The 13447-nt window shown below is 31.7% G+C and carries 15 protein-coding genes; 11 read left to right on the top strand and 4 right to left on the bottom strand.

The genetic code is table 11. The features are described 5' to 3' along the window. Positions 1–20 precede the first annotated feature (20 nt). On the top strand, positions 21–329 hold the full coding sequence (locus ACFX5F_RS11975) for a hypothetical protein (RefSeq protein ID WP_379852266.1): 309 nt from the start codon (positions 21–23) through the stop codon (positions 327–329). 438 nt (positions 330–767) lie between these two features. Here the strand turns inward: ACFX5F_RS11975 and ACFX5F_RS11970 are convergent, their stop codons facing one another. Next, a complete protein-coding gene (locus ACFX5F_RS11970; protein ID WP_379852265.1) occupies positions 768–1607 on the bottom strand; it encodes a hypothetical protein in 840 nt (279 codons plus the stop codon). Positions 1608–1928: 321 nt separating this feature from the next. Between ACFX5F_RS11970 and ACFX5F_RS11965 the strand changes: the two genes are divergently transcribed. The 10 genes from ACFX5F_RS11965 to ACFX5F_RS11920 all read left to right on the top strand — a co-directional run bounded on the left by ACFX5F_RS11965 (position 1929) and on the right by ACFX5F_RS11920 (position 11569). Beyond that, positions 1929–2135: a hypothetical protein gene (locus ACFX5F_RS11965; protein ID WP_379852264.1), complete on the top strand. Its 207-nt coding sequence runs from the start codon at positions 1929–1931 to the stop codon at positions 2133–2135. 59 nt (positions 2136–2194) lie between these two features. Beyond that, on the top strand, positions 2195–3904 hold the full coding sequence (locus ACFX5F_RS11960) for a tetratricopeptide repeat-containing sensor histidine kinase (protein ID WP_379852263.1): 1710 nt from the start codon (positions 2195–2197) through the stop codon (positions 3902–3904). 7 nt (positions 3905–3911) lie between these two features. Beyond that, positions 3912–4580: a response regulator transcription factor gene (locus ACFX5F_RS11955; RefSeq protein WP_379852262.1), complete on the top strand. Its 669-nt coding sequence runs from the start codon at positions 3912–3914 to the stop codon at positions 4578–4580. A gap of 1630 nt (positions 4581–6210) precedes the next feature. Beyond that, positions 6211–6735 carry a hypothetical protein gene (locus tag ACFX5F_RS11950; RefSeq protein ID WP_379852261.1) on the top strand — a complete coding sequence of 175 codons (525 nt, stop codon included), beginning with the start codon at positions 6211–6213 and terminating at the stop codon, positions 6733–6735. 2 nt (positions 6736–6737) lie between these two features. Next, complete coding sequence (locus ACFX5F_RS11945) at positions 6738–7214, top strand: helix-turn-helix domain-containing protein (protein WP_379852260.1); 477 nt, start codon at positions 6738–6740, stop codon at positions 7212–7214. Further along, a complete protein-coding gene (locus ACFX5F_RS11940; protein ID WP_379852259.1) occupies positions 7214–7669 on the top strand; it encodes a hypothetical protein in 456 nt (151 codons plus the stop codon). Before ACFX5F_RS11945 ends, ACFX5F_RS11940 begins: the two co-directional genes overlap by 1 nt. Before the next feature lie 135 nt (positions 7670–7804). After that, positions 7805–8203, top strand: a complete 399-nt coding sequence (locus tag ACFX5F_RS11935) for a hypothetical protein (RefSeq protein WP_379852258.1) — start codon at positions 7805–7807, stop codon at positions 8201–8203. 315 nt (positions 8204–8518) lie between these two features. Next, a complete protein-coding gene (locus ACFX5F_RS11930) occupies positions 8519–9397 on the top strand; it encodes a DUF4238 domain-containing protein (RefSeq protein WP_379852257.1) in 879 nt (292 codons plus the stop codon). Between the two features lie 213 nt (positions 9398–9610). Then, on the top strand, positions 9611–10510 hold the full coding sequence (locus tag ACFX5F_RS11925; RefSeq protein ID WP_379852256.1) for an alpha/beta hydrolase family protein: 900 nt from the start codon (positions 9611–9613) through the stop codon (positions 10508–10510). A 546-nt stretch (positions 10511–11056) separates the two neighbouring features. Continuing rightward, a complete protein-coding gene (locus tag ACFX5F_RS11920; RefSeq protein WP_379852255.1) occupies positions 11057–11569 on the top strand; it encodes a hypothetical protein in 513 nt (170 codons plus the stop codon). A gap of 261 nt (positions 11570–11830) precedes the next feature. Here the strand turns inward: ACFX5F_RS11920 and ACFX5F_RS11915 are convergent, their stop codons facing one another. From ACFX5F_RS11915 to ACFX5F_RS11905, 3 genes are read right to left on the bottom strand one after another with little or no spacing between them, the layout of a single operon-like run. After that, positions 11831–12370: a PIN domain-containing protein gene (locus ACFX5F_RS11915; RefSeq protein ID WP_379852254.1), complete on the bottom strand. Its 540-nt coding sequence runs from the start codon at positions 12368–12370 to the stop codon at positions 11831–11833. Further along, the gene (locus ACFX5F_RS11910; protein WP_379852253.1) at positions 12354–13103 is read right to left on the bottom strand and encodes an ImmA/IrrE family metallo-endopeptidase; all 750 of its coding nucleotides are present in this window, start codon (positions 13101–13103) and stop codon (positions 12354–12356) included. Before ACFX5F_RS11910 ends, ACFX5F_RS11915 begins: the two co-directional genes overlap by 17 nt. Next, the gene (locus ACFX5F_RS11905; RefSeq protein WP_379852252.1) at positions 13090–13428 is read right to left on the bottom strand and encodes a helix-turn-helix domain-containing protein; all 339 of its coding nucleotides are present in this window, start codon (positions 13426–13428) and stop codon (positions 13090–13092) included. Before ACFX5F_RS11905 ends, ACFX5F_RS11910 begins: the two co-directional genes overlap by 14 nt. Between the last annotated feature and the right edge of the window lie 19 nt (positions 13429–13447).

Here is a 13447-nt window from a genome sequence, read left to right as displayed (position 1 = left end):
TAATTTTTTCTTTTGCCTTGATGCAAAAGAAACAAAAGATCAAGCCTCAATATTTTTATCCCAAAAATCATCGGACAAATTTCCCTATCGCAACCCCAGCCGCTCATGCTCCGCACTCGACTCGGGGGTCACTCCCTGCGGCCAAGGCTAAAATTCTTACCGTGATTTTTTGGTATGGCAACTATAAGGGCGAGTGGAGCGAGTTGGTTGCTATTGCTATTTTTTATTTGAAGATAATTTTTTCTTTTGCCTTGATTACTCACGGGTTAATAATTTATGGAGTTCGTGAATCTTCGATTTCAAAAGAAACAAAAGATATTCATGGGTAATCTTTTCTTTTGTCTTGATACAAAAGAAACAAAAGATCAAGCCTCAATATTTTTACAACAAAAATCATCGGACAAATTTCCCTATCACGACCCCAGCCGCTCATGCTCCGCACTCGACTCGGGGGTCACTCCCTGCGGCCAAGGCTAAAATTCTTACCGTGATTTTTTGGTGTAAAAATATAAGGGCGAGTGGAGCGAGTTGTTGCGATTGCTATTTTTTATTAGCAAGTAATTTTTTTCTTTTGCCTTGATGCAAAAGAAACAAAAGATCAAGCCTCAATATTTTTAAACCAAAAATCATCGGACAAATTTCCCTATCGCAACCCCAGCCGCTCGTGTTTCGCTCGACTCGCATTGTAAGTTTCTCATTGAAAGTCACAGAATACCATCAACTCATCAGGTTTTGTAATGAAATTACACATGAAAATCAAATACAAATCACTTTACATATTTGTTTAAAATATAATGTGTAACCGGTTTTAAAGCATTGTCATTTTCAGGATGTCTTCCATGAGTATTGAAAAACTCAATTCCATTTTCTGTTTTCGTATACCAAATAATAGCTTCACCATTTTTAAAAAATACGGTAGTATCACAAACATTAATTTTCTTAAGATCTATGAGGTTTTTATCTAAAGGTTTTATTGTATTAAAATTTACAAGATCATTAGTGGATAACTCGCAATCTACCAATTCATAATGATCATCAGACCATTGCATGCATTGTTTTTTTTGAAAAACAAAATAAGAGGTGAGTGCGAAACTTAAAACTATTAAGACAATCAATACCATTTTTTTGGATATTTTTTCTAAAAACGTATTCTTATGCGATTGCTCCGTATGTTTAAGAGTATGAATTTCTTCATTTTTTTTATGTAATCCTGGAAACTCTTTCATTTTCGCAGCATCTTTATTCCAATCACTTTTCGAAAATTTTAAAAATGGCCTTGGTTGAAAATCTACCAAAATTGCTGCTAGGTTTATAGCTTCAACATCTACCAAATTAGTGTCTCCTTTAAGGAAGGTTTCAATAGGTCTAAATTTATCTGTTTGCGCTTTTAATTTACCACTACAACTTGGACTAAAATCAAATCTAAAAAATGAAGAAAAAACATTTAAATCGTTTTGATTTTGATTCGATTTAAAGATTTCTAAACACAAACTTCTTAATCTTGCCCGAGAAGGACTAATTAAAACACTTGAATGCGTCCCCCTTTTTTCTATCTCATATTTTGCTTTAACGGCTATTTTATAATCTTCTAAAGTATTGTTCTCCATAAGCTTTTGGGAATTTTTAGGAATATAAAGGAATGTTACGGCATTGCAGGAATTCTAGGAATTCCCGCTTAATCTATGCGAAAAAGCATCTTTACTTTGCCTCAGAATTAGTTACTGTTCTATTTCGCGATAGGAACAAATGTACAAAACTAGTTCATAATAGTGTAGCCGAATCGCACTGATAATTTATCCGGGAAGTATAAAACATTCTTTACGGTTTAGGCGCACTACACTTCCCAACAAAATTTGGTATTGCCATTAATAAAATTCAGAAACTATCTGGAGAGCAATACTTACGTCTAATTTTAAATTCATATCAAAATGAAAAAAATATTTCTATTGGGAGCGTTTGTGCTATTAAGTTCTACAATTTTTTCCTGCACAGCAGATGCTATTCAAACAGATAATAAAACCACTGGAATAACAGAGGCAAAAAAGAGTACAAATCCAGCAACTGTTGGAACAGGACCAGTAAATGCTGAAGAAGGACCTGGAGATCAACCCGTAATTATTACTCCTCCAAAATAATAGTAATTTAAAGTACATAATAGATAATTAATTACTATTTTTCGGGGAAAGTACCATTCATGCTGCGATCCCCGTTTTTTAGTTTACTTATTTTTCTTTTTATCCTCTCCTGTAAAGAGAAGAAAACGGTATCGGTTACACCAAATCCTATCAAAAAAGAAGCGTCCAATTTACGGGAAAATGCCTTGACTAATTTTAAAAAGAAAAATTTTAATGGTGCTTTTTATTACTTTAATAAATCAAAAATAGCATTTGAAACAATAAAAGATAGCGCCAATATCGCCTATAACCTTATTCAAATGGCTTCTATACAACAAATAAATGGAGACTATTATGGAAGTAAAGAAACTTTGACTGATGCATTACCTTATATAAAAAATGACAATAATTATCTTACCGCTGCAAATAATTTTTTTGGAATTGCAGATAAAGAACTTTCCAATTATAATGACGCTATTTTTTATTATAACGAAGCCATAAATGGTTCAAAAGATTTATTATCCAAACAAGCCCCTTTAAACAATATTGCCGTTGTTTATATTCAACAAAAAAAATACGATAAGGCTATAAACGTTTTAAAATCAATCTTAAATAAAAAAATATTAGATAGTGAATTGCTCTTAGAAAGTAAAGCTAGAGTTGTTGATAATCTTGGTTTTGCATACTTCAAAAAGGGAATGGCTGAAAAAGGGCTTGCATTAATGAATGAAGGGATAAAAATGCGAAATCTAATCGATGATTCTTATGGAGGCATCGAGAGTAATCTGCATTTAGCGGAATATTATGCAAAAATTGATTTTCAAAAATCGAATCAATATGCAAAAACTGCCTATCAAACCGCTACAAAATTCAAGAGTATTGATGAAAGATTAAAAGCATTATCCTTTTTAATTTCAAACGATTTTGGTTCTAAAAATGTTCAATATGCCCAAAAATATATTTTCTTAAATGATAGTATCATAAAAATTAGAAACAATTTTAAAAACAAGTTTGCCAAAATTAAATACGATGCTAAGAAGGAGAAAGATGAAAATCAGAAACTTCGTTTAGAGAAAGCGGAGAACTTATTGTATGTGCAAAAAGCGAAGTATCAAAGAATCGTATTTGTAATTGGGATTCTTTTTCTTGTGGTTTTAATACTTTTTATAATAAGGTATTATCGCAACAAAAATAGGATTGAAAAAATAAAGGCTTCCTATAGTACAGAAATACGAATTGCAAAAAAATTGCATGATGAACTTGCCAACGATGTGTATCATACCATGTCATTCGCCGAAACAAAAGATTTAATGCTGGCTGAAAACAAGGAACAATTACTTGTAAATCTTGATGCTATATACAAACGAACTCGTAATATTTCAGGAGAGAATAGCAATATTGATACCGGAGATAAATTTGAAATAAATCTCAAAGCTATGCTGTCAAATTATACTGGAGATACCATAAATATTATTCTTAAAGATAATCATGATATCAATTGGCTAAAAATTCAGCCTGAAAAAAAAATTGCAGTATACCGTGTTTTGCAGGAATTAATGGTTAATATGAAAAAACACAGTCAATGTACTTATGTTATTATTGGCTTTGAGACATTAGAAAAGTGTATTCAAATTAGTTATTCAGATAATGGAGTTGGGTTTAATAAAATCATAAAACATAAAAATGGACTACAAAATGCGGAAAACCGCATAAAAGCTATAAAAGGAACATTTACTTTTGACTCAGAACTTAACAAAGGAATAAAAGCAAAAATTTTATTTCCAAAATAATTTAAATATGTTTACAAAAGTCTTAATAGCTGAAGATATCGATTTCAACAATATTGCTGTAGTGCAGGTGCTTGAAGAATTGGCGGTTTCAAAAATTGACTATGCGAAATATTGTGATGATGCTTTGACAAAAATCAAAAAAGCACATCTCGATCAAGAGCCGTATCAACTATTAATTACCGATTTATCTTTTAAAGCTGATTACAGAGTAAACAAACTTGATTCTGGAGAAGAATTAATTGCCGCTGTAAAACATTTATATCCAGAAATAAAAGTAATTGCCTTTTCTATAGAAAATAAATCCTTTCTTATAAAGTCACTTTTTGAAAAATTAGATATTAATGCTTTCGTCATGAAAGGACGCAATAGTATTCCAGAACTAAAGAAGGCAATTTTGAACACTTTTCAAAATGATGAAAAATACATATCACCTGAATTAAACTTTGTACTTCAGAATAAAGCGGTTCAAGAAATTGATAATTACGACGTACAATTAATCAAGTATCTTTCGATTGGAGTATCTCAAGAAAGCATGGAAGCCAAATTCAAAGAAGTTGGTATTAACCCCAGTAGTAAAAGCACAATTGAAAAACGCATTACAAAACTCAAAATTTACTTCAATGCAAACAATCCGACTCACTTAGTCGCTATTGCAAAAGATTTAGGGCTCGTTTAGTTATTTCTTTTTCTATCTTCTTTTTATTTTGGAGTTCATGAATCGATGATTTCAAAAGAAACAAAAAATATTCATGGGTTATTTTTTCTTTTGTCTTGATTACTCACGATTTAATAATTTATTGGAGTTCGTGAATCTATGATTTCAAAAGAAACAAAAGATATTCATGGGTTATTTTTTCTTTTGTCTTGATTACTCACGATTTAATAATTTATTGGAGTTCGTGAATCTATGATTTCAAAAGAAACAAAAAATATTCATGGGTTAATATTGTTTTTTTTGTATTCATGAATCTGCGATTTCAACCTCAATATTTTTAAACCAAAAATCATCGGACAAATTTCCCTAGCGCAACCCCAGCCGCTCGTGTTTCACACTCGACTCGGGGGTCACTCCCTGCGGCCAAGGCTAAAATTCTTACCGTGATTTTTTGGTATGGCAACTATAAGGGCGAGTGGAGCGAGTTGGTTGCGATTGCTATTTTTTATTTGAAGATAATCTTTTCTTTTGTCTTGATTACTCACGGGTTAATGATTTATTGGAGTTCGTGAATCTTCGATTTCAAAAGAAACAAAAAATATTCATGGGTAATTTTTTCTTTTGCCTTGATGCAAAAGAAACAAAAGATCAAGCCTCAATATTTTTATCCCAAAAATCATCGGACGTATTTCCCTATCGCGACCCCAGCCGCTCATGCTCCGCACTCGACTCGGGGGTCACTCCCTGCGGCCAAGGCTAAAATTCTTACCGTGATTTTTTAGTGTAAAAATATAAGGGCGACTCGAGCGAATTGTTGCGATTGCTATTTTTTATTTGAAGACAATTTTTTCTTTTAGCTCACTAAAATTTTATTTTAAGTGGTGTTTGCTGAATCTTCGATTTGCCTTGATGCAAAAGAAACAAAAAATCAAGCCTCAATATTTTTACACCAAAATCATCGGACAAATTTCCCTATCGCGACCCCAGCCGCTCGTGTTTCACACTCGACTCGGGGGTCACTCCCTGCTGCCAGCGCTAAAATTCTTACCGTGATTTTTTGGTGTAAAAATATAAGGGCGGGTTGTAGTTTGTCATCTCGACGAAAGGAGAGATCACATAAGTAGTTAGATAGTGGTAATAAAACGGATTTTTTATTTGAATAACATTTTTTTCTTTTGTCTTGATTACTCACGAGTTAATGATTTATTAGAGTTCGTGAATCTTCGATTTCAAAAGAAACAAAAGATATTCATGGGTTATTTTTTCTTTTGCCTTGATGCAAAAGAAACAAAAGATCAAGCCTCAATATTTTTATCCCAAAAATCATCGGACGTATTTCCCTATCGCGACCCCAGCCGCTCGTGTTTCACACTCGACTCGGGGGTCACTCCCTACTGCCAGCGCTGAAATTCTTACCGTGATTTTTTGGTGTAAAAATATAAGGGCGGGTTGTAGTTTGTCATCTCGACGAAAGGAGAGATCACATAAGTAGTTAGATAGTTATGATGATAAATCAGTAAAAGAATTTCCTTATTAAGATAAATCAAATTTTGAAAGTACTATATATCCTATTTTTGTGTTAATAACTTTGATTTGATACTATTATAAAAAGGTATATTTTTGTTAAATAATAAACTTACAGGTTGATTTTATGGAAATAGTTATTACATTTGTACCAGATTTATATGCGTTTCATCTTCCAAATATGGAATTCGATGAATTAGAACGTGTGTTGGATGAATGGGAGAATCCTTTATTTTTGTTTGAATTCTTTTCTGATAATGAAGCAGATTTAAATGGGGGCTATACAATTGAAGAAGCCATTGAAAAAACTAGAAATGAAGTCAAAAAATTCAGAAAGAGAATGTTGGATTTAGCAAGTGCCACACCAAGCAGACTTAATGAATTTTTTCAAAATTTACACAATCAAGAATACAAAAAAACAATATTACCCAAACAAAAAGCGAGGCAAAATTGGCTTAGGCTGTATGCTTTGAAAATAATGGATGACGATCAGACTTTTTATGTAATTACAGGTGGCATGATAAAACTCACTGCCTTAATGGAAGACAGACCACACGGATTATATGAAAGGAACAAAATAAATCAATGCAGTGATTATTTAAAAGATAAGGGTGTTTATGATACTGATTCTTTTATTGAAATTTTCTTTTAATTATGGAAAACAAAAACACACAAAAATTTCTTGACTTAGTTTCTAACAGGGAATCGGGTTGGCTTGAAAAGGCCAAATGGCGTCAAGAAAACGAAGATTGGCTAGACATTTCTTTTAGCATTGCTGTAAAGATGCTTTCTGCTTTGAACTCAAATAAAAAAGCGAAGATATTCCCTAGAAACCAAAAAGAATTGGCTGAAGCTATGGGATGTTCCGCTCAATATGTAAACAAACTATTGAAAGGAAAAGAAAATTTACAAATAGAAACAATTTGTAAAATACAAAGCATTTTAAATATCAATTTAATTGAAGTTCCTAAATCAGCAATCAAAAACACTATCGATTATGAGGTTTCTAAAGTTTTAACGAACAAGGTCGAATTGAGTCATTGGTCTTCTCAGCGTTCATTTTCCTATCAAGTTAATGAATTTGAAAACTCAAATTTAAAACAAGAATATCATCAATTACAAGTTGCCTAATGGAAAATAAAGATCAAATCAGTTTTGGATTACGCAAAATCACTACAGAACAATTTGCTGTTATAGAGAGTGCTTTTGACGAAAAAAATGACAATATTGAATTAGTTACAAATTTGCGTTTTGGCTTAAATATTGAAAAAAGAATGATAACTCCTCTTTTATCAATCAACTTTAGTCAAAATAAGAACCCGTTTCTTTTATTAGAAATAGGATGTCATTTTGAAATAATTAAAGAACATTGGGATAATTTATACCATAAAGACAGTAATGAAATTAAATTACCCAAAAATATCGCTTTACACCTTGTCATGTTGAGTATTGGTACATTAAGAGGTGTTTTACATGCAAAAACAGAAAGTACTTTTTTTAATAGATTTTTAGTCCCTACTCTCAATGTAAATGATTTAGTTAAAGAAGATATCGTTATTAATACAAATGATTTAATAAAAAAATAATAGTTTAAAAAAAACTCCTAGTCCGAACTGTCCTCAGTTCGGATTTTTTTTATCCATACACTTCATATAATGCATATTAAACATCGTAAATCTATAACCTTAACTCATATTAACATCATCAATAATTAATATACAATGAAAACAATTTTAAATCCGAGCCAAATAGATTTACGTGAATTATTTTCAGTGCACCATATTCTTAAATCAAGAGGTTTTAATATAACAAGTATTGGTAAAAATGACGACTTAATTATCCCACAGTTTCATTGGCCTATCTATATTTTCCCAAATAAACCTGCAATAGAAGATAGAGCAAGTCTTTATTCTAAACTTGATGATTTAAGAAGTTTTCGAAATCGAGGAAATCATTGTGAGCCAATTTGTTTTCATGGGCATAATATAGATTGTTCTGAAGCTATTGATATAAGAACAAAACTGTACAATCTAGTCGAATGGATTAATCCGGATTTAATACTATTTTTAAAAGCAGTGGATAATACACAAAGTAAAATAGACCAAATCATGAATATTTAATCTGTAGGTAACAGCAAGGTTTCGTTGCGTGAGCAGCACGAACAATGGAGCCCGTGTTGAACGAAGCCAATTATATCTATTGCTGTTGAACAACTTCCATAAAATCTAAATTTTCAGAACAATGCAACAAAAGAGCCCCTCGTTTAAGTTATTTTTAAGCGAGTTTTTTTTATTGTTATACTCCAAAGTTTTTGTCTCGAAAATGATATTATTGTAGTTTAAATCGTCTATATTTACAAAATAACGAAACCTAAAAAGCGATGTCTGGGGTTTTTAGACAAAACTGACGTTATGTGACATTTTTAAACTACATCGATGAATAATATTTCTTGGAGACATCATTATTTACCAGTTTTTTATCTTAAAGGTTTTACAAAGGAATCAGGTAAATTTAAAATTTACAATGTTAAGAATAAAAAGTTCGTTCAAAATGGGAAAGAGTTTTCTCCTGAATCATATTTCTTTGAAAAAAATGCCAATACTGTTTTTAAACCTCATGGGAATAGCGATTTTATTGAAAATGCTTATTCAGAATTAGAGGGTAAAATTTCTAAACTTATTGCAAAAATAAATGCATCGGACAATGTAACTAAATTCGATGTAAATGAAAATGATATGCCGATGCTCAACACATTTGTAAGTCTTAATTACTGGAGGCTTCCAAAAAATAAAAATGAATTAGAAACTATTGTAAACATTAGTCCAACGAAAGAATTAGGTTTCAACGTTCACAATAAAAACGGCTCAATTAACATTGGAGCTTCCGAAGAATTGAAGAATGATTCTGAATTTTTAAAATCCTATAGATTTCTTACTTCATTATTTGATACAGTTCGAGGCTTGCACTGCAGAACTCCTTACACAATCATTCAAAAGCATGAAGACCTTCCTTATTTATGTTCCGACAACCCAATCATTTTTGGAAAAGACGATTTTCCAGATGTGTATCAAGATGACTATATAATCCCGTTGTCAGGAAAAAGATTTTTTATAAAAGCTAAAGGTGGAAGTAAAGCAGATTATTATCTCTGGCTGTTAATTGATATTGTCATTTATAAACAGGCGATAAAATATGTAAGCTGCACTCATGAAGAATATCTCAAAATGTTAGATGATAATTTTGAAAAATACAATGTGTCTTTATCAGAGTTGAAAAAACTAATTTTTAAAAAGTTAAATGAAAACGTCACATAACAGGAAGGGCTTCTTTGCGTGCGTAACACGAGCAGTGAACCCGTGTTGAACGGAACTGGAAGTAGTTTCAAAAAGAAAAATAATTGTATTTTAATCCCATATATTTACTCACGGATTAACCAAATTGAGTTCGTTTGAAGGTTTCTAGACGAATTGACGTTGTAGGCAATGCTAACGCAGACCATTTAAAACATTTTTTTATATTAAATCAAAATGAACATTAGCTTTTTTTCTAACTTATTTATTTGGTTATTATTAATAACTTTACCAGAAATTGTATTTTGTCAATCGGCCGACTTTATTATTCAAGATGTAAAATTTGAAAGTCAGGGCGTTACTCTTGCAGGCTCAATTTTAACGCCTAAAAAAACATTTGCAGCAGTTGTAATTGTTCACGGGTCTGATCCTGTAAAAAGAGAAATGGACTTCGCAATACGTCTTGCCAAAGAAGGTATTGCTGTATTGACATATGATAAACGAGGAGTTGGGGAATCGGGCGGTGTATATGTAGGGCCATCTGTTGGTACTAATAATATTGACACTATTAATCTTAATTTATTATCTCACGATGCAAGTTCAGCAGTAAACACATTTCGAACCTATTTGAAAGATAAAAAAATACCAATTGGATTAGTTGGCTTCAGTCAAGCTGGATGGATAATCCCAATTGCTGCAAGCAAAAATCCACAAATAGAATTTATGGTTTTATTTAGTTGCCCTACAATTACTACTCTAGAACAACTTCGATTTCAGTTTTATACTAATGGAAACAATAATTTTTGGGAAAATCATACAGAATCAGATGTTCGTGAACATACTAAAAATGACCCAGACAGGTATCAATTCGTGGCTACTGACCCAAAAATTTCTCTGAATACTCTTTCAATTCCAGGACTTTGGCTTTTTGGTGAGAAAGATATACAGATTCCAGTAAAGTTGTGTATGGAGCAATTAAATACATTGAAAGCTCAAGGTAAACCTTTCGAATATACTTTGTTTTCTAAATTAGGACACAATACTGCTTTTGACAATGATAGAGTACCTGTTGATATTTCAATTCAATGGATAAAGCAGAAAACTTTTAACATTAAGAAGTCTAAAAGATCAAAATAAAGCATTGCCTACAACAGCTAAGGCTTCGTTGGGCTTGAAAAGCCAACAATGAAGCCTGTGTTGAACGGAAACTAGAGGCAGTTTAAATCCTGTATATTTACTTGCTGACTTCAGGAAAACGGTAATTATTTCGAAGTATGATTTTAATGTAAAAACAATTTTCCTGAGATCAAGAAAATTGTTCAGAGAAGCAACAATTTTTAATTCCATCGAATTCGATGGATTTAGAAAGCTAAAATTAAAGAGTAAGTATGGCTAAGAATAAAAAAATAAATGTATAGGGAATAGACGTTTTTGTATGTTATTCAGTAGCAATTCTTTAAACAAACTCAAGTAAATGGAAACCGACAGCGACTATATGCCATCGGAGGTCAGTTTTAGGGTGTTTCCATCACGAATGCCTGTCAAAAAGAGGAATAATTGTTGTTTGATCACCTATATTTACTTTATAATTAACAAAATAAAGTTTGTTTAGAGGTTTTTGTCCCGATGCTTCAGGAGAACTGACGTTAGTAGCAAACTGTTCTCGAAACTTAAAAAAGCATAATGGAAAAATACTTAAGACAATTAATTACAATAGAATTTGACGACAAAAAAGAAATCTTTAGTGGTTTTCTCATTGATTGGACAGAAGATTGGATTTTATTAAAAAATAATCCTTTTGATTTTATAATTGATGGCTATACGATTTTAAAAAATACAAATGTAAAGTCAATTATTCAAGACAAGGATCATGAATTCACAGAAAGAGTAATTAAACTGAAAGGTTTAAAAACAAGCGCAGCCGAAATAATTCCGCTTAAAAATTTGTTTTTAATTATAAATTTTCTGGCTAATAAATATGAGATTTTTCAGATTGCAAAAAAGTCAGATAAAGCTGTTTATCTAGGTAAACTTATAGAACTAAATGAGGAAGAGCTAGTAATAGATTTTTTGGGAACCGAAGGGAAATTTGAGGGTGAAATCAGTTTTAAGCAAAACAAAATAAGAGTTATAGAATTTGATACTGATTATATCAATTCTTTGAAACTAATTGTTGACGAAGAAAAGAAAAAGTAAGTGGCTAATCTAATGCCAGCTTTTTGGATTTGTGATTTGGTAGTAATTAATCTTTGTAGGGTAGGTAAAAAAAATAGAAGGGTGGTGTAATGTGCTTTTTGTTTCATGGCGTTTCGATGCTTTATTATGGCTTGTATAGTTATGATGTTATTTAATAATTGCTGAATTCAAACGTTTTGTCACAAATGGTTATTTATTTATAGTTGGAAAACAAAATTTACTTTTCAAAAACAGAGACTCGCAGGGCCTCTTTTTTATGCACTAAGTTTTATTTGTTTTTTTATGTTTTTCGTAAATTTTTATGCTATCTATATTATGGATAAGTCGGCTTTTTTTATCTTTTACTTCTTTGATAAAACCATCGCATTCTGCTTCATCCATAATACCAGATGTATAAGCTTGCAAAAGAATATCCATTGTTGTGAGGTAAATAATGCCATGTAATTGGCAATACTGCTCTATGTCTCTTAAGTTACTACTGGCAATATAGTCATTTGTATGTCTTGCTACTGCCATGCAAGCCGCCTCTCCATCGCCTAATGTCTTTTTTAGTATGCTATATTCCTTAATGATTTCAATATTCCGTGGCATTGGAATTATTGGAATCTTAGACCATGTTATAAAATTACTGATGGATGTTTGACTACTTTTGTGTTTGTCCAGTTCCGCTTTTACCCGGTCCAATATAACAAATTGCTCCGGGAATATTTTCGGTAACAGCAGTTGTTTACCTGCTTTGATAAAATGGATAATGACATCACAATCCAGCAATATTTTTGGATCGTTAGATCTCTTTGCCATCCTCATCAATATTTGGATCATCCACATCTATTCCAATATCAAACATCAATGAATGATAGTGACTTTCCGAAATTTTATCCTTGTCAAATAATTCTTTTGCTTTTGTTCCATAATTGCCAACAACAATAGGTGCCTCTTTATCCGTTGCATTGTATAATAATGTGGAGTAACCGTGTTCCACAGCACTTTTTTTGATATCTTTTTTATATTGCGAATAATCAGAACGCAACAGTCCAATTTTGTCCAAACGTATCAATAAAGCGGTTCTGGAAACTCCAAAATACTGCTCCAGTTTAATGATTGTTGCCAATGATATTTCTCCACCCCATGCTAATTCTTCTTCCGGTATTTGTTTGATGATTCCTGCTTCGGGCATTAAAAAATACGAACTAAAAATATCGGCATTGTATTCTTCGCGGTCTTTCTTATCAAATTTTCCGGCTTTGCACATTTGGAAACTGAATCCTTCCTGAATAAATAAATGATACAGTTCATGTCCAATAGTGAAATGTTGGCGACCAACAGAATGGCAGGTATTTACCAACATGAAATTACTGTTCTTTGTTTTTAATGCCATACCTGAAAATTCCCCATTTAACGGTCTGAAATAGGTAAGAACATCCAGTGATCTTAATAATTTTTCAAAGTCAATGGCATTCTCGTTTCCTATACCGTTTTCACGGCGGAATTTATTGGCTCTTACCTCCAGTATTTTATCATTAACGGTTACCATACAAATTATTAATTTTTAGATAATTTTTTACAATCTTACCAAAAGCTGCCATAGCCTCCATATCGTCATTATCAAAATCATTTTTTCTGAATGCAAAAACAACTTCTGCTACCGCTTCATCAACATTGTCCACAAAAAAGACATCCAAGTTTACTCCAAATAAATCTGATAATTTTTCTAAAATTTCTAAAGGGACTTCTCTTTCTCCAGTTTCGTAAAAACTGATCATTTCCCTTTTTATTTCCAGAAAATCTGCAACTTTATCTTGTGTATATCCATATTTATCCCGTAAGCCTTTTATTATTAATCCTGTTATATTTGTCATGGCTTCATTTTTTAAAAAG

The sequence above is a fragment of the Flavobacterium zhoui genome, from assembly GCF_042787235.1.
GTDB classification, from domain to species: domain Bacteria; phylum Bacteroidota; class Bacteroidia; order Flavobacteriales; family Flavobacteriaceae; genus Flavobacterium; species Flavobacterium zhoui.
Note: the sequence above shows the minus strand (reverse complement) of the source record. Positions and strands in the feature narration are given on the sequence as shown.